Annotated in this window: 26 protein-coding genes, 1 tRNA gene and 2 pseudogenes; 14 read left to right on the top strand and 15 right to left on the bottom strand. The window is 61.1% G+C overall.

Annotated elements, in window-relative coordinates; genetic code table 11:
- Positions 1-559 precede the first annotated feature (559 nt).
- From rpsU to FRZ40_RS15870, 4 genes and pseudogenes are all read left to right on the top strand, one after another.
- On the top strand, positions 560-772 hold the full coding sequence (rpsU, locus tag FRZ40_RS15890) for a 30S ribosomal protein S21 (protein WP_147234658.1): 213 nt from the start codon (positions 560-562) through the stop codon (positions 770-772).
- A gap of 432 nt (positions 773-1,204) precedes the next feature.
- Positions 1,205-1,308: pseudogene (locus tag FRZ40_RS45030) on the top strand (PA4780 family RIO1-like protein kinase); the annotation flags it as partial.
- 655 nt (positions 1,309-1,963) lie between these two features.
- On the top strand, positions 1,964-2,359 hold the full coding sequence (locus tag FRZ40_RS15875) for a plasmid pRiA4b ORF-3 family protein (protein WP_240057168.1): 396 nt from the start codon (positions 1,964-1,966) through the stop codon (positions 2,357-2,359).
- Positions 2,360-3,287: 928 nt separating this feature from the next.
- Positions 3,288-3,564, top strand: a pseudogene (locus tag FRZ40_RS15870) (DUF1488 family protein).
- 64 nt (positions 3,565-3,628) lie between these two features.
- On the opposite strand, the gene FRZ40_RS15865 reads toward FRZ40_RS15870, so the two are convergent.
- Complete coding sequence (locus FRZ40_RS15865; protein ID WP_147234656.1) at positions 3,629-3,907, bottom strand: HU family DNA-binding protein; 279 nt, start codon at positions 3,905-3,907, stop codon at positions 3,629-3,631.
- 276 nt (positions 3,908-4,183) lie between these two features.
- Between FRZ40_RS15865 and FRZ40_RS15860 the strand changes: the two genes are divergently transcribed.
- From FRZ40_RS15860 to FRZ40_RS15850, 3 genes are all read left to right on the top strand, one after another.
- Complete coding sequence (locus tag FRZ40_RS15860; RefSeq protein ID WP_147234844.1) at positions 4,184-4,630, top strand: SET domain-containing protein; 447 nt, start codon at positions 4,184-4,186, stop codon at positions 4,628-4,630.
- A gap of 206 nt (positions 4,631-4,836) precedes the next feature.
- A complete protein-coding gene (locus tag FRZ40_RS15855) occupies positions 4,837-5,325 on the top strand; it encodes a DUF6933 domain-containing protein (protein ID WP_147234655.1) in 489 nt (162 codons plus the stop codon).
- A gap of 234 nt (positions 5,326-5,559) precedes the next feature.
- A complete protein-coding gene (locus FRZ40_RS15850) occupies positions 5,560-5,904 on the top strand; it encodes a TetR-like C-terminal domain-containing protein (RefSeq protein WP_240057167.1) in 345 nt (114 codons plus the stop codon).
- A 62-nt stretch (positions 5,905-5,966) separates the two neighbouring features.
- On the opposite strand, the gene FRZ40_RS15845 is transcribed toward FRZ40_RS15850, so the two are convergent.
- Positions 5,967-6,866 (bottom strand): LysR family transcriptional regulator, encoded by a 900-nt coding sequence (locus FRZ40_RS15845; RefSeq protein WP_147234654.1) that lies wholly within the window; start codon positions 6,864-6,866, stop codon positions 5,967-5,969.
- A 102-nt stretch (positions 6,867-6,968) separates the two neighbouring features.
- Here FRZ40_RS15845 and FRZ40_RS15840 point away from each other — a divergent pair, with 102 nt between their 5' ends.
- Positions 6,969-7,832, top strand: coding sequence for an SDR family oxidoreductase (locus FRZ40_RS15840; RefSeq protein ID WP_147234653.1), 864 nt, complete (start codon positions 6,969-6,971; stop codon positions 7,830-7,832).
- A 490-nt stretch (positions 7,833-8,322) separates the two neighbouring features.
- On the opposite strand, the gene FRZ40_RS15835 is transcribed toward FRZ40_RS15840, so the two are convergent.
- The 5 genes from FRZ40_RS15835 to FRZ40_RS15815 all read right to left on the bottom strand — a co-directional run bounded on the left by FRZ40_RS15835 (position 8,323) and on the right by FRZ40_RS15815 (position 11,187).
- Positions 8,323-8,398 (bottom strand) — tRNA-Lys (locus FRZ40_RS15835).
- A gap of 43 nt (positions 8,399-8,441) precedes the next feature.
- On the bottom strand, positions 8,442-8,969 hold the full coding sequence (locus tag FRZ40_RS15830) for an Hsp20/alpha crystallin family protein (RefSeq protein ID WP_147234652.1): 528 nt from the start codon (positions 8,967-8,969) through the stop codon (positions 8,442-8,444).
- 288 nt (positions 8,970-9,257) lie between these two features.
- On the bottom strand, positions 9,258-9,635 hold the full coding sequence (locus FRZ40_RS15825; protein WP_147234651.1) for a hypothetical protein: 378 nt from the start codon (positions 9,633-9,635) through the stop codon (positions 9,258-9,260).
- Between the two features lie 315 nt (positions 9,636-9,950).
- Positions 9,951-10,292, bottom strand: coding sequence for a hypothetical protein (locus FRZ40_RS15820; RefSeq protein ID WP_240057166.1), 342 nt, complete (start codon positions 10,290-10,292; stop codon positions 9,951-9,953).
- A 511-nt stretch (positions 10,293-10,803) separates the two neighbouring features.
- A complete protein-coding gene (locus tag FRZ40_RS15815) occupies positions 10,804-11,187 on the bottom strand; it encodes a hypothetical protein (RefSeq protein ID WP_147234650.1) in 384 nt (127 codons plus the stop codon).
- 244 nt (positions 11,188-11,431) lie between these two features.
- Between FRZ40_RS15815 and FRZ40_RS15810 the strand changes: the two genes are divergently transcribed.
- The 3 genes from FRZ40_RS15810 (at position 11,432) to FRZ40_RS45740 (ending at position 13,033) form a co-directional block, all read left to right on the top strand.
- Entirely contained in the window at positions 11,432-11,872 is a 441-nt protein-coding gene (locus tag FRZ40_RS15810; protein ID WP_147234649.1) for an Hsp20/alpha crystallin family protein, read from the top strand.
- Between the two features lie 15 nt (positions 11,873-11,887).
- Positions 11,888-12,295, top strand: coding sequence for an Hsp20/alpha crystallin family protein (locus FRZ40_RS15805; protein ID WP_147234648.1), 408 nt, complete (start codon positions 11,888-11,890; stop codon positions 12,293-12,295).
- 603 nt (positions 12,296-12,898) lie between these two features.
- Positions 12,899-13,033, top strand: coding sequence for a hypothetical protein (locus FRZ40_RS45740; protein WP_275671000.1), 135 nt, complete (start codon positions 12,899-12,901; stop codon positions 13,031-13,033).
- 252 nt (positions 13,034-13,285) lie between these two features.
- On the opposite strand, the gene FRZ40_RS15800 is transcribed toward FRZ40_RS45740, so the two are convergent.
- The 4 genes from FRZ40_RS15800 to FRZ40_RS15785 form a co-directional block, all read right to left on the bottom strand.
- Entirely contained in the window at positions 13,286-13,540 is a 255-nt protein-coding gene (locus tag FRZ40_RS15800; RefSeq protein WP_147234841.1) for a hypothetical protein, read from the bottom strand.
- A 116-nt stretch (positions 13,541-13,656) separates the two neighbouring features.
- Positions 13,657-15,276, bottom strand: coding sequence for a chaperonin GroEL (gene groL / locus FRZ40_RS15795; protein WP_147234647.1), 1,620 nt, complete (start codon positions 15,274-15,276; stop codon positions 13,657-13,659).
- 62 nt (positions 15,277-15,338) lie between these two features.
- Entirely contained in the window at positions 15,339-15,653 is a 315-nt protein-coding gene (locus FRZ40_RS15790; RefSeq protein WP_147234646.1) for a co-chaperone GroES, read from the bottom strand.
- 168 nt (positions 15,654-15,821) lie between these two features.
- Positions 15,822-16,460, bottom strand: a complete 639-nt coding sequence (locus FRZ40_RS15785) for a diguanylate cyclase (RefSeq protein WP_147234645.1) — start codon at positions 16,458-16,460, stop codon at positions 15,822-15,824.
- A gap of 563 nt (positions 16,461-17,023) precedes the next feature.
- Between FRZ40_RS15785 and FRZ40_RS15780 the strand changes: the two genes are divergently transcribed.
- The 3 genes from FRZ40_RS15780 to FRZ40_RS15770 all read left to right on the top strand — a co-directional run bounded on the left by FRZ40_RS15780 (position 17,024) and on the right by FRZ40_RS15770 (position 18,201).
- A complete protein-coding gene (locus tag FRZ40_RS15780) occupies positions 17,024-17,323 on the top strand; it encodes a hypothetical protein (protein ID WP_240057165.1) in 300 nt (99 codons plus the stop codon).
- 92 nt (positions 17,324-17,415) lie between these two features.
- On the top strand, positions 17,416-17,658 hold the full coding sequence (locus FRZ40_RS15775; RefSeq protein WP_147234644.1) for a hypothetical protein: 243 nt from the start codon (positions 17,416-17,418) through the stop codon (positions 17,656-17,658).
- A gap of 66 nt (positions 17,659-17,724) precedes the next feature.
- Complete coding sequence (locus tag FRZ40_RS15770) at positions 17,725-18,201, top strand: hypothetical protein (RefSeq protein WP_147234643.1); 477 nt, start codon at positions 17,725-17,727, stop codon at positions 18,199-18,201.
- A 1,127-nt stretch (positions 18,202-19,328) separates the two neighbouring features.
- Here FRZ40_RS15770 and FRZ40_RS45020 read toward each other — a convergent pair.
- The 4 genes from FRZ40_RS45020 to FRZ40_RS15745 form a co-directional block, all read right to left on the bottom strand.
- A complete protein-coding gene (locus tag FRZ40_RS45020; protein WP_240057164.1) occupies positions 19,329-19,547 on the bottom strand; it encodes a group II intron maturase-specific domain-containing protein in 219 nt (72 codons plus the stop codon).
- A gap of 12 nt (positions 19,548-19,559) precedes the next feature.
- Positions 19,560-20,639 (bottom strand): reverse transcriptase domain-containing protein, encoded by a 1,080-nt coding sequence (locus FRZ40_RS15760; RefSeq protein ID WP_240057163.1) that lies wholly within the window; start codon positions 20,637-20,639, stop codon positions 19,560-19,562.
- A gap of 672 nt (positions 20,640-21,311) precedes the next feature.
- The gene (locus FRZ40_RS15750; RefSeq protein ID WP_147234642.1) at positions 21,312-22,034 is read right to left on the bottom strand and encodes an SDR family oxidoreductase; all 723 of its coding nucleotides are present in this window, start codon (positions 22,032-22,034) and stop codon (positions 21,312-21,314) included.
- Positions 22,035-22,086: 52 nt separating this feature from the next.
- Complete coding sequence (locus FRZ40_RS15745) at positions 22,087-22,746, bottom strand: HD domain-containing protein (protein WP_147234641.1); 660 nt, start codon at positions 22,744-22,746, stop codon at positions 22,087-22,089.
- Between the last annotated feature and the right edge of the window lie 123 nt (positions 22,747-22,869).

Raw genomic sequence — 22,869 nt, 5'->3', positions numbered from 1 at the left:
AGGATGCGATGGTGACGAGCCCGAGCGGCTGTTTCTTCCCGAGCGAGGCGACTGTTGCTCGTGCAAGCCGCCAACTCCTGATTGACGAGCCGGGCTGCGATTACACTGACGCATCGTAATCGAACCGCGCGTCGATCCGGCTAACCCCTGTACACTCTCGCGCTGATTTCAGTCACGCTTTGTGTCGACCGGCCGGGAAACCGTGCGGCAGGCTCGCGACGCAAAATGTGAGCGCCAAGGTTTTTTTAATCAACCCATGCTGCCGAAGGGCAGCGCGTCGTACACTGTGCAACTCAACATAAAAGGAGGCCATCGTGAGCAAAGCGCATGACGCCAAGAAGGCGGAAAAGAAAGTCGCCACGAGAACGCAGAAGGAAAAGAGGGACGCGAAGAAGCTGAAAAAGGAGGCTTCGAAGCGTCAGTGATCTTGCGGTGCCACGAGCGCTGCTCAATAGCCGCGACACATGGTGGCACGATCGATGGAAAGATTGGACGTGCAGGAGATGTCTCCATCGGGCGCCGACAGTTACCCCGCGAGCGCGCTCAACCAAGGAAAGAATTGACTACCGTAATTCTGAAACCCGACGAGCCCGTTGATGTTGCAATACGACGTTTCCGTCGCGCGATCGAGCGCACCGGCTTGATTCCGGATCTTCGTACCCGGACAGCCTACGAAAAACCTACCGCAGAGCGAAAGCGCAAAAAGGCTGCTGCAGTGGCACGCCTTCGCAAGCAGATCAAACGTTCGTTGCCGCCGAAAAAGCGGTATTGAAGGGGAATCGCTGGCGGCAGCCATTCTGAAGCGGCCCTCGAATGCCCAGCCGGGTGCCTCGCGTAACCGCTGAATGGGGAACCGGCTCCGATCTGAGTCGAGTGGCGGTTGGATCGGCCTTCGCTTACCGGCCACTTGATTTTCTGCGATCGATAGACAACTTCCGGTTGGCCACTGTCCACCGGGCCAAGTGGCGCCCCGGAAATGCGGCGGCGTTGCCTCTAGCCGCTGGCAGGAGGTTTGCCTCATCTCGTCCCCGTCCATCACCGCCCCCTTAAACCGCAATGCCTCCATCCGTCTCCGACGCAACAAGCATGCGATCGACAGCATTATCCCCCTACTCATCGGCTTCTTGATCGCGCATGCCTCAGCGGGCAATTCACCATCAGCGCGTGTCGAATGCGATCCCACGGGCGGCAGTTGGCAGTCTTTATGAAAAGACCCGAGCGGCTCGCCCCGCTTCGTGAGGAAGGGGACTCATCGACGAAGTTATCGGCCAGTTGATGAGCGGCGAGGAGGCTAGCGTCTACGTGGTGGGCGGCGACAATTATCGTGGCCGGCGGCCAAAATAGTTGTCGTTGACCGGCCGTGCTGCTTGACGCCGGAACTACCGCGAAGGGAGGGTGGCGTTCATACCATCTGTCTAACGTGGTGCGCAGCGGGGAATTGACGAGTTGATCACAAGTCTAAAAAGACGCGAAGCAGCGCATTTTTGGCAAGGCGCGTGGAAAGCCGTCGCCGCCCTCTTGTGAGTACGGGGAGGCGCGGGCCATGACGTCGGCTATCGCGCATGCGGCGATGAGTGTGCTTCTAATCGCCTTGCGTTTCGAGACGAACTGTTTCCGCTTGAGGCATATCGCCGGACGTGGGAACAGCCGTCCAGCCGACTTCTGCCCGTTGCGGTCGGCTGTACCTGACCTACGATTAGGATTAGGTGATGCGCATCATCGCCTCAGGGCATTACGCGCGTGCTGAAGCGTTCGCGTCGCGCGCCGACCTGCTCGAAAAGGCCTCGGCGCACTGATTGCGGTTGGAACATGGCGCACCGGCAGGTAGATCTGCGGCTGGTTCGCGACAAACTCGGTCACGCCTCGCTTTCTACGACGGGCCGTCATCCCCATGTGGACGATGATCGCCGGCGTCGTGTTTCGGTAGACAACCGACAGCCCAGCGAGTGACTAGCGGCCACCGATGCTCAAAGAAGCACGGGGCACGCTCGCGAAGGCGCTGGGCGGGCTAAAGTCATTCACCTACAACATCTACGACTGCGGTGACAACTGGCGGCATCGGATCAAAGTCGAGAAGGCACTCGTGCCTGATCCGGATATGCGCCGGCCGTTAAGCCTGTACGGGCAGCAGAAGGCGCGTCCACCGGAAGACGTCGGTGAAGTGCCTGGATATGCCGACTTCCTCGAAGCGATCGCAGATCCGAGGTACAAAGAGCACGACCACTTCCTTGAGCGGTCCGGCTGCAGTTTCGATCCCGCCGCTTTCGATCTCGTACTCGCGAATCAGCAGCTCTCGGAAGTCAAGTTCTCAGCGTCAAAACGGCCTCGGATTGACGCTTACGTTACTTCGTGCTTGTGATGCTTTTAGAACACACCAAGACGCTCGGGCGTGCCGCATTTCCAGCACGACGAGCAAGCCGCTATCTGACGAGGCGTCACGAGCAGTGCGCGCCCGACGCACAGGCTAAGAAACCGGCTAGTAGTGGCTTTCGCATGGGGCTGCATCATTAACGGCAGCCAACATTCTGCGTCACAGTTTCAATGGGCGGGAGACTTTGCCGCATATGTAACGCCAGACTGCAGCGGCGGCCCACTCGTCACAAGCGCTACAGCGCAGTTGCGACCATCCCAGATCGTTCGGCAGGGAGTGGACGCCACTCTGTACATCGCGGGTGATACTTATGGAGTGCAGACGACATTCAAACCCTTCCTTATCAACGGCCGATGCGCATCGCAGACAGAGACGCTGGAAGCATGGAATCCTGAGAGCTCCTATCCCTCACGCAGCATTACCCAGAGCCGCTGACGATTCACTATTGATCACGCGCCGTCTGTCCGTACTGTACAGGCCATGCGTTAACCCGACGCTCGCCTGCGCCTCCAAGCCATACTCGATGCAACGGCATTTCGCCACGAGCTCCGAGGGGTGCTATCGAACGGTGTTCTCTGATCTCGTAGGCAGAGCGGCTCTACGGAAGTCGCTAAGCGCTTTCGCGACGCTCATGGCGCGGCGATCACGAGCGTCGCGCTTTATAGGGATCAAAAGATCAATGCACAGGCCCGACGAGCGCCACATTTTGGACGTGAGTTGAACGGGTCGGCGTATTTCGCGTTGCGCTGACGGTGCCACGCGCACGCCCCGTTAGGACATCGCATTGACTGGGGTGAACAGGCCCGGTTTTTCTGTGATGGCGACGCTCGTCCGTTGGTGCCCCCTGTCGCGATCCGTAAATCCCGAGCATGTGCAAGAATTCTGATGACGTCCCGAACACGCCGTCTTTTCAGCCATGGAAACCATCGAATCTGAACCGCAGGTGGGCGGCAAATCGCCGCGGTGTGGCCTTCACCCTCGTGCACCACGGTGTCACTGTCGAATGCGTCGTTACGACCGCTGCGCTCGAAGCGTACTTCTGGCTGGAACCGCGAGCCAGCGATGAGCGGATGCTCAGGACGTTCAACGACGGATCCCGGCGCATCCGTGCCATCGCCGAACGCAGGCTGCGCGCCCGCCCGGTCGCAAGACTTGAACTGACACCAGCGGACTTCGCACGCCCTGAGCCGTGACTGCTCACCGCATGGAAATGACTATCCGGGAAGGACCCGCACTTCGCGCGTCCGTCCGCCCACACTATGCAGCGTTGACGGCGTCCTTGAACGACTTGCCGGCGGTGAACCTGACGGTTTTCGCGGCCGGGATGGTAATGGTCTCGCCGGTCGCGGGATTGCGTCCTGCGCGCTCGGCGCGGGCGCCCGTCGAGAACGATCCGAAGCCGATCAACTGTACCGTTTCACCCCGCGTAACGGCGGACGTAACGGCTTCGAGAATCGCGTCGATGGCCTCGCCCGTACTAGCCTTGCTTTCCCCGGTGCTGGCAGCGACTACCTCGATAAGCTCCTGCTTGTTCATGCCTTCAGTTCCTTTCATTGGTGGCCACGTATCGGGCCGGAGCGCACACCTTACCGCACATCGATCGACGTCGGCAGGCCGGATTTGACGGCGACTCGCCGACGCATCAGGACCCTGCGCCCCTTTCATGCGAGCTATTTTTTTGACGAAGCCGGCGCAAGTGCTTTTGAGGCTCGGACAGTTAGTTGCGCATTGACAGAAGGAGCGCGGCTAGATGCAATGTATGATTCGGCTCCGCCGCCCTTCTGCCCGGTCACGACGAAAGGAAACGACATCATGCGCCGACCACGACGCCTCTCGGCACGACACTCGCCCGTGCACGGCACCGGGCTGTTTGCGCTGCAGCCTCTCAAGGCGGGCGAGCGCCTCCTTGAATACAAGGGCGAAGTCACCAGTTGGCGACGGGCCGCCGCGCGTCAGCGGTCGGGTGCCGGACATACCTTCGTCTTCGGTCTTTCGGATGGACGCGTCATCGATGGCAGCCGGGGCGGCAACAGTGCGCGGTTTCTGAATCACGCGTGCGAACCCAATTGCGAGGCAATCGAGACGGGCGACCGTGTGTTCATCCACGCGCTTACTGCGATCAACGTCGGCGATGAACTGTTTATCGACTACGGTCTTGTCGTTGATGGCGAGGTCACCGACGACGTTCGGACACAGTACGCATGCCATTGCGGCGCTTCCGTCTGCCGTCAATCGATGATCGACGTCACCGCCGCGTGATCTTAAGCAAGACTCGTCGTGGCGCGAACGCGCCATCGGACGGATGGTTTTTCGACCTGATCGACGCAGGAAGTCCCGCGCGAAGCCGCGACCGTCTTGGATGCCCTCATGTCGGACCCAAAAGCGACAATCACATCGGCCCGAAGCGATCATACGCTCGCAGTTTGCCTTCCTATTGCGTATGTACACGATTCCCAGAACACTCCATGCTCTATCTTCACTGTACGCAGAAGCTGCTCAATCGTCTGAAACCCGAGGTGGTCGAGGTCGGAAGCAGTACCACAAAACTCGGCAGTTGGTACGCAACTGTTTTGCCATGGAGGCGGCAGATTGCAATGCTAGTGAATGAGCGAACGCTGCTGCCCGTACTCCTGCCTTTGGCTCCGGCGACCAGCCTTGTAACCAGGTTGCCTGAGGCGCTGGCCGAGATACTGGCCGCTCACGGGGTTTCGCATTCATTCATCGAGTCCGAAGTGTCCCAGATGCAGGTCGTCAAGTACGCCAGGACGCAGAATCGCAGCGTTGTCGGCATCATGGCGCAGTTCGCATATCTCGCCGAAGGGTATCGTGCCGACGACAAGATGACTGACCTCATCAAACTATCGCTAAAACTCGCGCACACACCGTGTGGCCCGCTCTACAAGGGTCCGGTGTCCCCGGACAGAGCATTGGAAGAGCTGACGAGCGATGAGTGAGCGGTCGATTGATCGCTAGCTTCTGCGGCGTATTCTGGTTCACGCAGCCCGGAGCGGCGCCCCAACTTGCCTGACCGCTACCCGATGCGACCGGCTGCGGCCGACCCTGCGCGACCCGGTTCGCGTCGAAATCGCCCGCCGGCTGTCGTGGGTCGACGAGGCTGCCTGCGGCGAGCTCGACGGCGGCCGCCCGAAGTTGAGCGTGTCACATCACCGACGCGACATCGAACGGTCGTGGAGAATGTCGCCATTGCCTATGTCAACTTCGCGATCACCAACCCTGCTCTTTACGAAGCCATGTTCGTCCTGCCGACAGATCTGCGTTTCGCTGAAGCGGAAACGCAGCCCCAATTGAGGGCTGCGTTCGACACGCTGGCAGCAGCGGTTGCGCCCTACTGTGCCGATGTCGATGCCGAGGCAATGACCGAGACGTACTGGTACGCGCTCCATGGACTCGCCGAACTCGAATGCGCCGGCCGCATCAGGCCCGGCGCGCGCGCTGAACGGATCGGGCTTCTCGTCCGGTCGGTCGTTCCAGGCAACAGGTCACCGGAGCCCAGGGCCGGCTCGATCCGGTGATCGTCTTGCCGGGTCGTCCCGGCGAGAGCATCACAGCAATGGCCAGCTGCCCGGCGCCACCGTCACAGGTCCGATCCGGCGTATGCCGCCAGCTCTTCCGGCGTTCCCAATGGAAACGCGTCCTTAAGATGATCAAGAAAAGCCGAGACGCGAGCGCTTAGCAACCGTCTCGAGGGATACAGCGTCCAAAGTGCAATCTCAGGGCCTTCAACGTCGCCCCAATTCGCGAGTCTGCCCGTTGCGACATCATGGCTGACAAGCGACAGCGGCAGACAAGCTGCGCCCACGCCGAGACGAACCATGTCGCGCACCATGATCAGCGACGAAAGATGAGCCACCGGCCGGATTGATAGTCGCGATGTCCCTTCCGGACCTGAAACATCCCAGCAGGCAGTTCGCTCGTCTCCCCTGCGCAGGACAGCGGAAACAGCCGGTTCTTCCTTCCGTCGCGTCAGAACGGGCGCAGCCGCAACCACCATCCGGTCACGCAAAAAGACCCGCCCGACCAGGTTTTCATCGGGATCGGGGTTGACGCGAATCACGAGGTCATATCCTTCCTCGACCATATCGACAGGGCGATCCTCAGTGGTGATCTCCAGTCTCACTTCCGGATGTTTCAGGGCAAACGTGGCGGCGAGTTTGCCCATCGCAACGTGGGAAAAGAGCACCGGCGCGCTGATGCGCAGCCGTCCACGCGGCTGTTCGCCGCCCGATGTGATGGCCGCAGCGCTGTCGGCAAGCTCGGCAAGCAGCGCACCTGTCCGCTCATAAAGGGCTCGGCCCTCCTGCGTGAGTTTCAGGCCGCGCGGTCCGCGCTCGAACAGCCGCAGACGAAGGCTGTTCTCCAATTCCGTGATCCGCCGGGAAAGCGTCGCCTTGGGACGCTCCGTCGCACGGGCGGCCTCCCCGAAGCTTCCAAAACGGGCGACGAGGTTGAAGTCTGCGAGAGCTAACAGGTCCATGTGTTCCACCAGAGAGACACCATGTCTCTTTATAGCATCTTCCGGCCCGCAAATGGATCACTTACCTTGGAGGCAACGCAACTCACTGAAGGAGTGAACATCATGACTATTCTCGTTACTGGCGCTAACGGCCGAATCGGCCGTCAGGTCGTCAATCAGCTCGTCAACCGCGGCGCCGACATGCGCGTGCTCGTTCGCGACCCCGCGAAGGCGACTTTCCCGGCAGGCGTAAGCGTCGCCCAGGGAGATATGCTCGACATCGATTCGCTTCGGAACGCATTCGCCGGAGTCCGCACGCTTTTCCTGCTTAATGCCGTCGCTGCGGACGAATACACCAAAGCGCTCATCGCGCTGAACGTTGCGCGTGAATCCGGCATACAGCGCGTGGTCTATCTGTCGGTCATGCACGCGGAGCGCTTCGTGAATGTGCCGCACTTCTCGGTGAAGTCGGGTGCCGAGCGGATGATCGGAGAGATGGGCTTCAGCGCCACGATCCTGCGGCCTGCGTACTTCATGGACAATGAACTCATGGTCAAGGATGTGATTGTCAACCATGGCGTCTACCCGATGCCGATCGGCAGCAAGGGGGTGGCGATGGTCGACGTGCGCGACATTGCGGAAGTCGCGGCGATCGAACTGATCCGCCGCAATGAGGCGGCGGCCAATCTGCCAAACCACACCATCAACCTCGTCGGCCCTGACACGCTGACGGGATCGGGGCTGGCCGCGATCTGGTCCGAGGTCCTGGGCCGTCCCATCATCTACGGCGGCGACGATCCATCAGGCTTCGAGCAGAACCTGGCGACCTTCCTGCCCAACTGGATGGCGTATGAGATGCGCCTGATGGCCGAGCGTTATGTCAGCGACGGCATGGTCCCCGAGGCCGGCGATGTCACGCGTCTCACGGAGATCCTGGGCCGCCCGCTGCACACATACCGTGAATTCGCAGTGGGGATGGCCTCTTGACATCCGCATCTGAATAAGGTGTTGAGCCGCCGGGCGATCCGCGGCTTACCTGACCGAAGGCTTCAAGAGAGTCATGGGCCGCCCTACCGCTGTCGACGGTGCTAACTGACGCGAGCGCACTGGCGGCCAATTCCCATCACTTTTTGCTAAGTTAGCAAATGCCTTTATCACGGCAGTCCCGTTGTGTCTGGACGATGGCAGACCGAAGTCGACCCGTTCAGACGGTCGCGCCGTCGAGGTCGGAAGGGCAGATATTTGAGTGGAACGGTCATTTCGTTATATCACTCAAGGACAAATCGAGTAGCGCAACGGCGCACGTGGTCCGAGCATTTCATCGCAGCCCGGTCCGCCGCAGTAATCGCGACGGTCTCTGCGGCCACCAGTAACGCGCCGGCTCCGCTCACCGCGCGCATGGGGCGTAGTGGGCACCGCATCGCCCGTATTGCAACTATTCAACATCTGCCTATTCCTTCACCTCCGGCGCTGGGCGTGGTAGGCCGTACTGGATTCGAACCAGTGACCAACGGATTAAAAGTCCGCTGCTCTACCAGCTGAGCTAACGACCCGGGCTACCCAATGCCTATCCGCTGCCGGCGGCCCTTGCAGCGTCTAGCAGATATCAATCCTGCGACCCGTGGTTCGCAACGCATCCAATTTCGGTACGGTCAACGTAAGCACGCCGTTGTCGAACTTCGCCAGGGCGCGGTCGGGGTCGGTGTCGTCTGGCATCGGGATGGTGCGTACGAAGCTTCCATGGTCGCGTTCAAGCCGATAACAGCCGTTCTCCCCGCTGCGCACGTCCTGCGTTTTCTTGCCCCGTAATACGAGCGCTCCGTCCTCCACAGTAACGTTCAAATCCTCCCGCTCCATTCCTGGCAGCTCGGCGGTTACACGCAGCACCGGCCCCTCATCTACCACGTCGATGCGCGGCCGGAAGCGCGATGAACTGAAGTCGCCAAACCATCGTTCGACCACACCACACCCAGCAAACGGATCGTGCAAGAACTCTTCAACTGCACGCAACGGCATGCGCCACTGGTCGCTAGCCAACGGGCCTTCAGCGCTGCCGATGTCGGACTGGCGACCCGCTCCACGCAGGAACTTGAATGGATTCCACTTTTTCAGGTCGTTGTTCATCACATTCTCCGCTGCAGTCTCGCAGGAAAACCGGACATGCTCACTTTCGCTGAAGCCGCGACTTCGCCCCTGCCTGCTCTCAGCACGCACGTCCACGAGCCACATCGCGAGGTGTCGGACAGACGGCGCCGCCGACATCATCCGTCGCTGTCTCGCAAGACTGGCCGGCCAGTCTCCGGCAGACAGCGCAGGTGTTCACGTTTTCCCACATCGGAAGTTCTTCGCCATGCGCTTCCCCTACTTCGGTCGTGCATTCATCCCTTGCCCGATGCGGGAACGACTCGCGCCTCACCAGACCGGAAACACGTCGTCGGGTTGCGGTGCAAACTGGATACCCGAGCCGGGACAGATGACGCGGCCCCGGACGGCGACCCGCTGGTTCAGATACGGCAGCAGCAGCGTAGGCGCCGGCGTGCCCCTTTCGCCGAGCAGGATGTTGGTCACTGCCCTGTCGTCGCAGGGCGACGTCGACGTCCGGTCCAGCATGATGGTCGTATAGTCCCCTTGCGCAAGTGTGCCGTTGCCGCGCTGGATCGTCCCCGTGAGCCAGATATCGCGCTCCAGTGGAAGTGTCAGCAGCGGTTGGCTGGCCGCCGACGCGCCCTCAAAGCCTGAGCTCGCGATCGTTGCTAGCGCCGCGAGTACTGCGAATGACCGTCTGTTCATGGCAAAGAACCTCATACCATCGCCTTTTTCCACGGGAGTCAGGCGGAGGCGCGCGCCCTGCCGGCATGCCCGTGGGCAGAATACCGTTACCTACCCTTTCTTCATCACTGAACCCGGCATCAATCGCTTGATCAGCCTGCTCCGGTCGGCCGGATGCCCGTGATCGAGTCCAACCATCGCTGTTGCCTTTCTTGGACTGCACGTCCGCATAGCCCATGTTTCCGCGCTGCCGCGGCGCTGTCGTCAGGGCGGGTGCCGACTATCGCGTCGCCTCAGGTGAAGTTCCATCGTGACCTCCTTTGCAGCTGCGCACCTCTACTCACCTTGCCTGGCCGCCCGGACCACCTCCGGAAACTTCGGGACGGGCCCGTCAAACGGGCGACGCTCCACCAGCCTGACTGCGTAGTCCAGCGCCTGCGCTTCGGCCTCGTCGCGGCTGGCGCTGCCTTTGTAATTCCGCGGCAGATGCCAGTCCACGTAGATTTCACCATCGCGGGCTATCTGCACGAACGCCGCATGGCCCACTGCCATAGGGGCCGCCGCGCCGGGCGCATTGCGCATGTCGTGCACGGGGAGCGTTCTGATACGAATGTCGTATCCGTTGCGCTGTTCGGTTTTTACCGGCTTCATCGGATCACCCGCCATCAAGTGGTTCAAGCCGCTTTCGCCCGACGGCTATGCGAGCATGCGGCAACTGCGTATCCGCCAGCGTGGTGAAATTTTGACGCATGCCTTGCCCGACCACTAGCGGCCGCGCATAAACAACGTCGCCCGTCGGATGGCGGCTCGCATCGCATCGCCCCATGCACGGAGCATGCGATCGGCGCGTTCCCAGCAGGGCCGCAGAGCATCGGCAACGAAGACTGTCGTGCGGTGCCGGCGTTCGAACAGAGGGGAGTCCGGACGTGAATGAAGGTTGCTCATCGTCTTCTCCTTTGTAGGCAGCAGGGAAGAGAACGGGCTTGCGCGCTCCAGTTCGCCTGCCATGCTGCCGGGCAAACAAATCGAAACACGCAGTGTGCTATCAGTGGATCATTGGGCACACTGCCTGAGCTGGATATAACTTAGCTTCACTGATTAAAAATTTCAAGGCACATTGGACACCTTCAGATTCATGGATGCCACCGTCCAGTATGTCGGCCGCACGGCACTCTGGAGGCGTCCCGTGTCACTGAATCGGCGGCGCCGTGCCCAGTTTCTCGGCCAGCATTCTTTCATACACGCCAAAGTGGAGATCCACCTCGGACTGTTCCACCGTCGTGACGATCAGGTTGATGTGGTCCGATGGCAGACCCAGCACGCCCGCAATGTAAGTTTCGAGTTGCGGCGCACAGATCTTGTCCTTTGGAACGGTGGTGCCGATCGTGGCCTCGTAGATCTTTTCCTGCCGGCAGACCACTTCGACCAGGCGCGCACGGGCGCTCATGTTGTTGTCGACTGCGATACGCACGATCTCCACCGCCTTGCGCATGGCCTCCGTGGGAAAGCCCTTGGTGGAGCGCAGCCGCACGCGGTGCGGGCCCAGCGTCAACCAGTCTGTATCGAATTCCATGATCGTCCTCCTTTCCTCAAATGCCTCGTCGGCGATGATAGGAGCGGCTCAGAAATTTTCAAGCTCGAGCCCCTTGCAAAATTCGTTGGAGGACCTATCTTAGGTTTCGCTCAGGCAGACGCGCGGCCCCTGGTTGTCCTAGACGCCGCGCGCTGCGTGTTTCGATTTGTTTGCCGACGCTGGCAGGCGAACTGGAGCGCGTAGGCCCGTTCGCCTCCATGCGTGATTCGAGGAGGAAAACATCATGAGCGATCTCAATTCCGGCACCGACCTTTTCAGCGAATTCGACCGGCTGCAGCGGCAGATGGCCGGTCTGTTCAACACCTTCCCGTCCAGCCTCCGCGCGAGCCGCTTTGGCACCTTCCCAGCCATCAATATCGGTGCGACCGACGACTCCATCGAGATCGTTGCCTTCGCGCCGGGCGTCGACGCCGCCGGGCTCGACGTGTCAATCGACAAGGGCGTGCTGAGCATCAGCGGCGAGCGCAAACCGTCCCGGCAGGACTTAAGCGATGACACCCGCGTCTATGCGCAGGAGCGCTTCACCGGTGCCTTCCGGCGCGTCATCGAACTGCCGCAGACGGCGGACCCCGACAAGGTGCAGGCCCGTTATGAAAACGGTTGCCTGATGATCACTGTCGGCAAGCGCGAATCGTCCAAGCCACGCGCCATTTCCGTCCGGTAACCACGGGAGCCCGTCATGAACGACACTACCGAAGTCACGCGACGCGACCTGTCCGCGCCCGCGCGCCGGGACGGCGAACAGTCCACCCGTCGCATGACGATTACGCCGGCCGTCGACATCTTTGAGGATGGCCAGGGCGTCACGCTATGGGCCGATTTGCCCGGCGTCACCAGAGACAAGCTGGATGTGCGGGTGCACGACGGCAGCCTCTCGATCGAGGCTGAAGCAGTCGTGCCGACGCCCGCCAATTTGCGCCTGCAGCATGCCGAAGTGCGCGAACCGCGCTTCGCCCGCACTTTCACGCTGGTACCCGACTTCGACACGTCGAAGATCGAGGCGAGCCTGCAGGACGGCGTTCTGAAGTTGACGATCCCGCGTCGCGAGGACGCGCGCCCACGGCGCATCGAAGTCAAAACCGGCTGATATGCCAGCGGCCGAACGGTTTTGGGTGGTGGCAGCCTGGCGCGGCCACCACACCAGCCTGAAATGGGAGGTTCGATGTCTGAAGAAACATGCCATTCGTGGGAAAGGGTTTGAGGTCCTTATCTGCACGGTCCCTGTGCGGCACATCGTGTCGAGCACATCATCGCCCGACGGCCAGGTCGCCGTCGGGCGCGTCGAAACGGGAGGTACTGTACTGGCCGACTGACATCTACCGCGCTTCGGCGAGCGCCGGTCGAGCGCGGATGAAGCACGGCGGGCTGCGTTCGAGTACGTCGTGAAACTCGTCGATCGTGGCGTTTTTGGCGCTCCGTCCGCACGTGCGCTGGCGACAGCGGAGGGCTTGCACAAAACAGGTCGGGTCCTGGAACGGAGAAAACCATGGATATCGATCTGCAAAAGTCGAACCCGTTCAGATTCGTGCGCAAGGACAGGACAGGCGGGCATGACAGGGCGAAGTCTCCCGATACCATGGCTCCGCCATCGGAGCCAGTCACCCAGCCGGGCAGGAGTGGTCGCAACGCGACCGCATGCCACTAGCGGCGCTCGTCGACACATACTGCAAAGCGTCCCCTTCGAGCCTGGTTGGATTTCACACCAGAATTCCTGATGACGGGCGCCGAGCTTGCGGGCGACGTCGTAGCGGTGAAAGTGACTGGCGAGCCAGAACTTGCAGCCATCAAAGAAGACCTTCATCGCCGGCCGCTCTCCGCGCATTGACCCGCGACGGATGGCGGCCATTGCTTCCTCCAACGCTGCGTCGTCGAGGAACGCCCTGGCGAGAAGCTCATCGGGAATCGAGAGTTGCGAATACTTGAGGTAGTCCCTACCGAGCACGCCGGCAGGAAGCGTTTTTGGCGAGCAGGGCGAGCGGGAAGCGCGGGACATCCTGATATCTGTTTTGCGGGTCAGCAGGACGTTGGTCGTGACATGCACACCTGATAACACCGCGCCACTGCGCGTCGCCGCCGTTCATTCTTCAGTCATCAGATGGCGGATGATCAGCGCCGGATCGGCGATGTCCAGAATGAGGCGGCGAAGAATGCGCCTGCGCATATGATCCTCGTCGAGGATCCATGGCGCGCCCTTTTCGCTCAGGTAACGGGCGAGCGCAGCCTGCTGGTCCGCGTTGGCGGGCAGGTCAAGCCGCACGGCAAGCAGTCCCGCGACGACGTCGTCGATCTCAATGTCCAGCGGCTTCGAGTCAATCAGAAGTTGCAGCTTCATATCCGGCCCGAGGGAAAAGCGGCGCCGCATGACGGAGACGGTGGCAGCGCCGAAAGGGAGTGCGCCCGTCGCGGCGGCTGCCCGACAGGCGCTCGCAGTAGTACCTTACGACTTCATCAATACTCGAGCTCCGGTGCGGCAGGCGCAGGCTTTTCGTCCTTCGGGGCGTCAGCGACGGTTGCATCCGTCGTCAGGATCAGCCCGGCTATCGACGCGGCGTTCTGAAGCGCCGTGCGCGCGACCTTCGTGGGGTCGACCACGCCCGCCTCGACAAGATCGCCGTATTCGCCCGTGGCCGCGTTGTAGCCAAAATTGCCCTTGCCTTCGAGCACCTTCGCAATCACCACCGAGGGTTCGTCGCCAGCGTTTGATGCGATGACTCGCAATGGCGCTTCGAGCGCGCGCAGCACGATCTGGATGCCCGCATCCTGATCGCTGTTGGCGCCCTGCAGGCTGCTCACCGCCGCTCGCGCACGCAGCAGCGCCACGCCACCGCCGGGCACGATGCCTTCCTCGACCGCCGCGCGCGTGGCATGCAGCGCGTCGTCAACACGGTCCTTTTTCTCCTTCATCTCGACTTCGGTTGCTGCGCCGACCTTGATAACGGCCACGCCGCCCGCCAGCTTGGCCACGCGTTCCTGCAGCCTCTCACGGTCATAGTCGCTCGTCGCCTCGTCGATCTGCACGCGGATCGATTTCACGCGTGCTTCAATGCGCTTTGCGTCGCCCGCGCCATCGATGATGATCGTGTCGTCCTTGCGCACTTCGACGCGCTTTGCGCGACCGAGATCTTCGAGCGTTGCCTTCTCGAGCTGTTTGCCCGTTTCTTCCGAAATGACGGCGCCGCCAGTCAGGATGGCAATATCTTCCAGTATCGCCTTGCGCCTGTCGCCGAAGCCCGGTGCCTTGACGGCGGCGACCTTGAGGATGCCGCGCATCGCGTTCACCACGAGCGTGGCCAGCGCCTCGCCGTCGATATCTTCTGCTACGATCAGCAGGGGCTTGCCCGCCTTGGATGTCGCTTCGAGCACGGGAAGCAGATCACGGATGTTCGAGATCTTCTTGTCGTGCAGCAGGATCAGGGCGTCGTCGAGATACGCGGCCTGCCTGTCGGGATCGTTGATGAAATACGGGCTGATGTAGCCGCGATCGAACTGCATGCCCTCAACCACATCGAGTTCGTTCTCAAGCGACTTGCCGTCCTCGACCGTGATGACGCCTTCCTTGCCGACCTTCTCCATTGCGTCGGCGATGATCTTGCCGATCGCCTCATCGGAGTTGGCCGAAATAGAACCTACCTGCGCAATCTCCCGATTCGTCGAAATCTTCTTCGACTGCTTGCGCAGTTCATCCAGTACGGCGCTTACCGCCTTGTCGATACCGCGCTTCAGATCCATCGGATTGAGCCCAGCGGCCACATGCTTCATCCCTTCCTGCACGATCGCCTGTGCGAGCACAGTTGCAGTGGTCGTACCATCGCCCGCCACGTCTGCAGTCTTCGATGCGACCTGCTTCACGATCTGTGCGCCCATGTTTTCGAAGCGGTCCTTCAGCTCGATTTCCTTCGCAACCGAGACACCATCTTTGGTAATGGTCGGCGCGCCGAAGCTGCGCTCAAGCAGAACATTGCGGCCTTTCGGTCCGAGCGTGACTTTCACGGCGTCTGCGAGGACATTCACGCCCTTGACGATACGGGTGCGGGCGCTGTCATGGAACCTGACGTCTTTTGCACTCATTTTGCTGCTCCAGATAAAAGTCGTTAAGGTGTAGCGGACTGTGTCCGCTACGGACCAAGCTTTCAGGCCGCCTTGCGGGCGACCGTATCGGCTTCGAGGACGCCCATGACGTCTTCCTCACGCATGACAAGCAGTTCTTCGCCATCGACCTTGACAGTCTGGCCTGCGTATTTGCCGAATAAAACCTGGTCCCCGACTTTCAGCTGTAGCGCGCGCAGCGTTCCATCCTGCAACAGGCGGCCGCTGCCGACCGCAACGACTTCACCCTGTTCGGGTTTCTCGGCGGCTGAGTCCGGAATCACGATGCCCGAGGCTGTCGTCCGCTGCGTCTCGATTCGCTTGACGATAACCCGGTCGTAGAGGGGACGAATCTGCATTTCCATCTCCTGAGCGATAAAGGATCACCAATAAGGGAATCCGGCTACCAGGCGACGCCGCGCGAAGCGCCGCAGGGCAGCCGTGCCAGTGACTGGCGGAAAGCGAAATAGAGGCGGCCGACACGCTCTTCAAGAGGGCGAAAACTGCACAGTTTGTAACAAAAAGTTTCAGCGTGACAGGATGATGTGATTGACGGCACCAAGGCGATAAACAGTCCGCCCGTGTCCGTCACCGCGACGCGGCGCAGCCGGCACGGGGCACGGTGGCCGGCGTCCGCCGTCGGCCTCGAGCGTGTCGTCCGGTTCCTCGAGGGCGCTCCACAGGCCGCCCTTGATCGGCCTGAACAGCCAGCGAAGGTAGCCTTTGCGGGCAGCAAGCCGCATCAGTTCGAAGCGGTCGGTGTCGTCGGCAAGGAGCTGCGGGCCACGCGCCACATCTTCTCCATAGTCACCAAACGCCTGACGGCATGCGAGCGCTTCGCTTGCGCTTGCGCCAATCACGTCGCAGCCACGCCGCTCGACGCGTTCAAGGTCCCAGGCGCCGAATTGCCATGCGGCGTCGAGCAGGATGGCATCTACGGTCTCGAAGCTCCGCCACGACGTGTCAAGCTGGAGCGCCGAGCCGGGAACCGGCCTTGGCGGTATGTCGACGCCAGGCAGTACGAGCGGAGTCGCGCGCCGGAAACCGTGCCAGTGAAGTATTGCAACGAGTGGCGTATTCACCCGAGCCGCCACCGTGACTGTGACGGCAAAGAGCGGCAGGCGCACGCTCTTGATCTGGTCATGAAGCGTAGCGAAAAGGTCCATAAAGCCTCCCGTGAGACATGTTGCAGAGCCTCTTGAATTTTCCGTTGCTTGCGCTATTTTATGCATCGCTCAGGCAGTCGCGATAAGCGCTGCGTGTTTCGATCTGTTTGCCGGCGGAGCTTCTCTACCGACGGGCGGACTGGAGCGCGTGGTCCGGTTCGTCGTCGTGAGAGACCCCGGCTTAAGTAGCCTCAGTGGCTTGAGGGAGCCAGTCATGACCTTTTATTTAGCACCGACCTGCGCAGCGACTTCGATCGCCTGCACGGTCGAAAAGCCAATGTCTTGGCGTGCCACCGCGGGGCCTAGGCGAGACGCGCAGCGCCTCCTCCACCCGCCCCCACATCGATAACGCCGACGACAGTGTCGGCAGCACGGCGTTTTCGCCGGGCCAGGCAATCGCCCCGGCAGTGACCACTTGGCTCGAGGACCTGGCTTCGCCCGGGCACCTGCTCGCACGAAAGCGCCACGCTGCCCGACGGCACGGCCCTTGTACGGCCTACACTATGCGTCCTTTTTCTGTACCGCGCCCGTGTTATCCGGGCCCTGTTCTACGGGAGACGGAAATGCTCACTCCGCACGAATTTGCGACCCTTATGCTGGTCCGTCAGGCGCCGGACCAGCTCGACATGCATCGCGCCGAGCTTGACGCGCTGCTCGAACGCCAGCTGGTCATGCTGGAACATTGCCCCTCGGGCGCGCGCCGCGCGCACCTGACCGGAAAGGGCAGAACGTTCCTCGACGCGCTGCACCCGGACGACACGTCCGGAGGTCGGCACGGCAACGAAAGTCGGAAACGCCCGAAGACGACGCGTGCGCCGGGCGCGCGCACAACGGGCATCGTAATGCCGGGACGAACGGGATGAGTGGTCGCGCGATCGCAACACAGGACTGCCCCGCCAGTCAGGCGTCGCACGCGAGCTCCGGTCGCGGCGCCATACCTTGCCGGAGGTGTTGTATGCACACGGAGAAAGTTCTGGAGTATCACGGGTGTGAGGTACGGCCAGTCGTAATCCTTGGCCCGACCGGACGCTATGCAGCCGCGGCCGTTGTCACCGACCGGGCCGGCGAGACACGTACGCTCGGCGTCGATGGAGATTTCTGCTACGCGCAGGAGGCGCGCAATGAAGCGCTGGAACTCGCTATTGCATGGATTCAGCAACGTTCAGTCGTGTCCGAACGGTACGTCCGGCGGATCTAGCGGCGGCCAGCATGCAGCGTCGAATTGCACTGCATCCTGGCTCACGTCAGCACGAGGGAAAAAGAAATGACAGACATTGGAATCATCGCCCCGCTGGAAACCGAGCTTTATGAACGCATCAAGTTCCTGCTCTTCAGCGTAAATTTGCCGGTGCAGCGCCTGAAAGCCGATGTCGACAATATCGGGCGCTTCACCGCGTCGGACGCACGTTCACCGCAACTGCGTCTCGTTGAGGCCATGCCGCCACTTACGCCCGCTGCCGAAGCAATCGTGCGTGCCCTGATCCGTTCGTACGGCGTCGAACTGTTTCAGGGCGGCGGCGCGAAGGCCGCGTTGATCGCCATGCTCAAAGCCGGACCGGTGAGGTTCGGACAGACCGCGTTGACGGTGGATTCCGACGCTCCGATGCCAGAGCGGGCGCGACGACTCATCGCAGAGTTCAACCGCATTTTTGAGCGCTATCCCGAGAGAGGCTTCTCGCAGGCCCGAGACGTACTTTCGTCGATAGGGCTTCCCGGTCGACCGGGACGCCCCGGGTTATGACACTCTGACGCGACAGAAACCGCCGGCATGCCCGGCTCATCTGCGTGCCTGACTGATTTGCCGCGAATGCCATCCGAAGAATTCTGCCCTCGAACTCGCCCCGCACACACGGTCCTGCCGACCGTTGGAAAGTAGGTTGACATTGAAGCTTCGTGAAATCTCGGCGATTCGAACGAGACTTGACTCAACGACCGATGCAGTTCGAAATCGCGAAGCAGACCCGGCAGAGTTTCGAGGAATGGATTTCTGCTTGAGGATTGAATCCTCCCAACTATCTCTCCATGCGCTTTCCCAAACGACGTTTAGTGAATGTTGGGTGTGTGGGCGTAATCGGGCTTTGTGACGGTGCACGTCACCGGGTGCATGATGACGGTTTTTCCGGCGGTTATTACGACCGTGGTCTGTACATTTACACTACGCCATCGACTGGCCGCCAAGTAAGTAAACTCCGGTGGAAGAGTGGGCTCTCCCTGTGCGACAGGTCACCGTGGCATTGCGATCATCGACAATCGTCGCGACGATTGCGGCCACATCCAATCCGGCATCGGGCTTTCAATTTATGTAGCAACCTCGCAAGAAGAGTCGGGCTACATCACTGCAGGCATCCGACGCTTGTCTGCCTGTGCGTGGCCTGGAAGATACAACCGTCGCGTCAACGGAAAGAGTCCTGGCATCAATGATTGTGGGGATGACCCATGAGGCCCATGACTGCCCACGCCGCATTTGCGCGGCGCTGATTGTTGCATTGCTCGCCGGCTGTAGTGACGGCGGTGGAAGCAGCGGCGTCGCCAAGCGCTAGACAATCGAATGACCCGTTGCTGAGTCGAGCTACCGTCTCAATGTCCTAGCGACGCATCTGACGAAGGTATCTTCCTGGCCGCGGCTTGCCGGTCGTCCCGTCGCGCGCAAGCTCCCCGGTGGAGCGTCGCCCGTCGAACCGTGTACGGTAGAGTCGAGATGTGGCGCGGTAGCGGTAGGTTCGGTTTGTCTGTTGCCGCCCCTTTCGTCTGGCGGTGCCCGAGTAACCTCGCCTTAACCCAGTTTCCACACCCCGCTCATCGAACCGGGCATGCAGATCTCCCGCATCCGGCTCTCGGACAAGACATCACGCCTTCGTACACGGCACGTTACACCCAAGGCCCCGTCAGACGCACAAGACCGAAGTGCTTGTAGAGGTGCGGGCGTGGATAGCCCCCGCGCCTGCTTCGCCTGGCTTTGTACTTGTTGCATAACCACCGACGCAACCGCGCAGCGGTGTAGTTGTCGAGCGCCCGATACGCGCGTCTGTCCGTGCCTACACTGAAGTAGTTCGCCCAGCCGCGCAGCGTGCGGTTCAACTTGCCCACCAGCTCCGTGGTCTACTGCCATACCATCTTGAGGGCAGTCATCGCATGAATCTTCTCGACCATGCGACGGATACTCTTCTTCGACGGACGCATGCCCATGCGGGCCTGCCCAGTCGTGGCCGAGTACAGCCGCCCAAACGTGTAACCCAGGAAGTCGAATGTGCCTTCCGGCACCTTGCAGATGCGTGTCTTCTCCTCGTTGACCGTCAGCTTCAGTTTGCCCATGATCTCGCGCAGTTTCAGCAACGCCTCTTCGGCCTTGCCTTGTTTGCACAGGATCACAAGATCATCCGCATAGGTCACGATGCGACTGCCAAGACTGCGCGGAAGTCCGAGCTTCTTCCATGCCAGCACAAACCGACGCATGTAGATATTCGCCAGCAGTGGTGAGATGGGAGACCCCTGCGGAATGCCGTGCCTGCTATCTCTGGCCTCCGTCGTGCGTGTCTTCCGGCCTCGGGTATCGGTTTCTTCAACGGGGCATTCCAGCCACATCCTGATCAGATGCAGCACACGCCGATCAACGATGCGCCGCGCGAGCGACAACATCAATTCGGCGTGGGGAATACTTCCGAAGTAGTCCGCGAGGTCGGCGTCAACGACATCCGTTTGCCCTCGATGCAGCCGCTCCTCCACCTCGATTACCGCTTGCTGGGCATTTCGCCCCGGGCGGTAAGCGTACTGCTCTGGCGGAAGGTCCGCTTCGAAGATCGGTTCGAGCACCAGCATCGCTGCTGTCATGCACACCCGATCCCGCAGGGTTGAGATGCCCAGCGGCCTCAGCTTGCCATTGGCCTTCGGGATAAACACTCTTCTGATAGGGTCCGGCCGGTAAGTCTCCTGCCTGAGCGCAAGCGCCAGTTCGCCGAGCCACTTCTGCACCCCGTACGCTTCGTCCTCTGCGAAGTCCTGCCGATCGACACCCGGCGCGCCCCTGTTCGAGCGACACTGGGCGTACGCATGCGCCAGCACATCCTCGCGATAGATCTTGTCGTACAGCGCGTAGAAGCGGTACCCGGCTTCTGCCTTCGCTTTCGCGTGTAACGCCATCTGCAGCTTCTGAACACGAATCGGAGTTGATAGGTTGCCCAATCTCCACGTCCTCACCACGTATTGCGTCTGTCCTGAACTGAGGCCCCTTCCCTCCACCAGCATTACACCGGCTTCATCGGTAATACGGGCCTCTCCGTCATCCCAAGGCGCCCGGCCTGTCCCTCGCGGGCGTCCGGTTGGTCATCCCTGACCACGCCAAGGGACTTCCCGTGTTGCGTACGCTTTCCTTGTGTACATGCTGTCGCCACTACCCCGGCGCAGCGACTGGGCGTCCAGCGTGCTCATTCACCCAGCCGTATCAACCTTCCCCGATAGGGTTGTCGGGTCGGCCTGCGCATCGACCTTTTCGAGGTTTGCTCGGCGTTCACTCGCGTTACGGCCTGCACACTCGCGCTGTCACCAATTTGTGACACGCATCACCGAAGGCTTCAGCCACTTCGTTGCCTCCATAGCTGCTCCGGTTGCTTCCGGCTGGAGCGGTTGCCGGGCGGGGCTTGCACCCGCTGGAAAGCGCCACCTTTTCACGGCGCACACCCGCTTCGGCCAGTCAGCACTCGCTGCCATGGGCGTCCCTTGATGGAGTGCAACAGTCGTTCGCTGGCGGTATAGAAGAGCCACCCCATTGCTGGAGCGGCGTAGAAGTTCGTCATTGTGCCGAGAGCGGTTGGCGAACCGGAGAGAGAGTTGTAGATCCAGCTACGAACGCGCTTGTCAGAACGCAGCCTTTCCCACCGACGCGCCACCGTCAACGAATAACGTTTGTCCAGTGATAAAGCCCGCATCCTCGGACAGAAAGAATGCTAAAGCCGCGGCCAATTCCTCAGGTTTACCGAACCGCTTCATCGGCACGAGCGAAAGAAAGCGCTGCTCCGCTTCGCTGCCCGCGGGCGTGTTCTGCCGGAATAGTTCGGTTTCGGTGGGCCCAGGCGCGACGGAATTGACAGTGACGCCCGTCTGCGCAAGCTCAAGCGCCCACGTGCGCGTAAAGCTCATCATCGCGGCTTTCGCCGCAGCGTAAGCCGTGCGGTTCGCCACGCCAAGAACGACAAGGCTGGAGAGATTGACGATTCGCCCCCACCCTCGGTTCCGCATGCCGGGCAGCAGGGCTTGTACGGTCTGCACGGCAGAAGTGAGGTTATGACGGAAGGACGCTTCGAGATCGTCGAGATCGATCGCTTCAACACCGGCCAGCCGGACGAACCCCGCGTTATTGACGACGCCATCGAAGGCATAGCGCTCGGCCAGCCCCTCGAGCGCACGCGCGGTCGCATGTCGATCCGTCAGATCGACTGAAACCAGTGTGCCGGGAAAACTTGAATCGTCGGCGCCGCGTGCGAGACCGACAACCTGGTGTCCGTCGGCGGCGAGCCGGTTCGACAAAGCACGCCCGATACCCTTGCTGGCACCCGTTACCAAGAATGTACGTTTGAACATCGGAAAATCCTGAACAGCATAAGAGAGTTGGCCCGTATAGTCTGCAAGAACGCTAGCCCCAACGGGAATTCAAAATGATGGTGCACAAGTTCACGCGCTCGAAGCCTGAGTCCTTGTGCGCCAGAAAATCGTCGTTAAATGTGCCGAATGTGGTGGCTGGACGATGCTTCATGCCTTCATAAAAGGCGTCGATCATCTTGCCGCCGAAATCGGTGCCGCGCGGGTAGGCTGCGATCACCGCCGTGCGCTGCTCCTCTGAAAGCGTATCGAAGCCCCGCCCCGCCACATCCATTCCAGCTCCGGCCTGCACCAGCGCGATTTCACCATGCATGTGCTCGGGAATGCCCGGCGTCGTATGGAGCGCCACAGCGGTCCACACTTTCGCTACGTCAGCTTCGTCAACATGATGACTGCGCAGAAAATCGCGCGCGGCGTTGGCGCCGTCCACTTCAAAACGCAGTTCGCTCTCCCGGTAGGCCGACGTCAACCCGATATCGTGGAACATAGCCGCAACGTAGAGCAGCTCCGGATCGAAGGCGACACGCTTTTGTTTTCCCAGCAGCGCGCCCCATAGGTAGACCCGTGTCGAGTGGTTAAACAACAGTTCGCTTTCGGTGTCGCGAATGAGCTGCGCGACCTCCCGCGCCAGTTGGCTGTCGGGAATGACGACGCCAGGCATGTCGTTCGCCGGCGCTGTTTTATCCTGCTTCATTTGGTTCCTCGAGCTGGAGATAGCGTGCGGTTTCCGCGACACGCTTGACTTCCGGACCGCGCCGCGTGGTCCGCTGATCCCGCATGGGCATTGTCTGGCGGCGCTACACCGGGAAAGTTACGC

The organism is Paraburkholderia azotifigens, assembly GCF_007995085.1.
In the GTDB taxonomy this organism is placed as follows: domain Bacteria; phylum Pseudomonadota; class Gammaproteobacteria; order Burkholderiales; family Burkholderiaceae; genus Paraburkholderia; species Paraburkholderia azotifigens.
The sequence above is the reverse complement of the archived record's forward strand: the minus strand, read 5'-3'. Positions and strand labels throughout refer to the sequence as shown.

Excerpts from the sequence above, each read along its gene's own strand:
- FRZ40_RS15875 (WP_240057168.1), top strand. The coding sequence starts at position 1,964 with ATGCTCAAAGAAGCACGGGGCACGCTCGCGAAGGCGCTGGGCGGGCTA.
- FRZ40_RS15865 (WP_147234656.1), bottom strand. The coding sequence starts at position 3,907 with ATGAACAAGCAGGAGCTTATCGAGGTAGTCGCTGCCAGCACCGGGGAA.
- FRZ40_RS15860 (WP_147234844.1), top strand. The coding sequence starts at position 4,184 with ATGCGCCGACCACGACGCCTCTCGGCACGACACTCGCCCGTGCACGGC.
- FRZ40_RS15855 (WP_147234655.1), top strand. The coding sequence starts at position 4,837 with ATGCTCTATCTTCACTGTACGCAGAAGCTGCTCAATCGTCTGAAACCC.
- FRZ40_RS15845 (WP_147234654.1), bottom strand. The coding sequence starts at position 6,866 with ATGGACCTGTTAGCTCTCGCAGACTTCAACCTCGTCGCCCGTTTTGGA.
- FRZ40_RS15840 (WP_147234653.1), top strand. The coding sequence starts at position 6,969 with ATGACTATTCTCGTTACTGGCGCTAACGGCCGAATCGGCCGTCAGGTC.
- FRZ40_RS15830 (WP_147234652.1), bottom strand. The coding sequence starts at position 8,969 with ATGAACAACGACCTGAAAAAGTGGAATCCATTCAAGTTCCTGCGTGGA.
- FRZ40_RS15825 (WP_147234651.1), bottom strand. The coding sequence starts at position 9,635 with ATGAACAGACGGTCATTCGCAGTACTCGCGGCGCTAGCAACGATCGCG.
- FRZ40_RS15815 (WP_147234650.1), bottom strand. The coding sequence starts at position 11,187 with ATGGAATTCGATACAGACTGGTTGACGCTGGGCCCGCACCGCGTGCGG.
- FRZ40_RS15810 (WP_147234649.1), top strand. The coding sequence starts at position 11,432 with ATGAGCGATCTCAATTCCGGCACCGACCTTTTCAGCGAATTCGACCGG.
- FRZ40_RS15805 (WP_147234648.1), top strand. The coding sequence starts at position 11,888 with ATGAACGACACTACCGAAGTCACGCGACGCGACCTGTCCGCGCCCGCG.
- FRZ40_RS15800 (WP_147234841.1), bottom strand. The coding sequence starts at position 13,540 with ATGAAGCTGCAACTTCTGATTGACTCGAAGCCGCTGGACATTGAGATC.
- groL (WP_147234647.1), bottom strand. The coding sequence starts at position 15,276 with ATGAGTGCAAAAGACGTCAGGTTCCATGACAGCGCCCGCACCCGTATC.
- FRZ40_RS15790 (WP_147234646.1), bottom strand. The coding sequence starts at position 15,653 with ATGCAGATTCGTCCCCTCTACGACCGGGTTATCGTCAAGCGAATCGAG.
- FRZ40_RS15785 (WP_147234645.1), bottom strand. The coding sequence starts at position 16,460 with ATGGACCTTTTCGCTACGCTTCATGACCAGATCAAGAGCGTGCGCCTG.
- FRZ40_RS15780 (WP_240057165.1), top strand. The coding sequence starts at position 17,024 with ATGCTCACTCCGCACGAATTTGCGACCCTTATGCTGGTCCGTCAGGCG.
- FRZ40_RS15775 (WP_147234644.1), top strand. The coding sequence starts at position 17,416 with ATGCACACGGAGAAAGTTCTGGAGTATCACGGGTGTGAGGTACGGCCA.
- FRZ40_RS15770 (WP_147234643.1), top strand. The coding sequence starts at position 17,725 with ATGACAGACATTGGAATCATCGCCCCGCTGGAAACCGAGCTTTATGAA.
- FRZ40_RS15750 (WP_147234642.1), bottom strand. The coding sequence starts at position 22,034 with ATGTTCAAACGTACATTCTTGGTAACGGGTGCCAGCAAGGGTATCGGG.
- FRZ40_RS15745 (WP_147234641.1), bottom strand. The coding sequence starts at position 22,746 with ATGAAGCAGGATAAAACAGCGCCGGCGAACGACATGCCTGGCGTCGTC.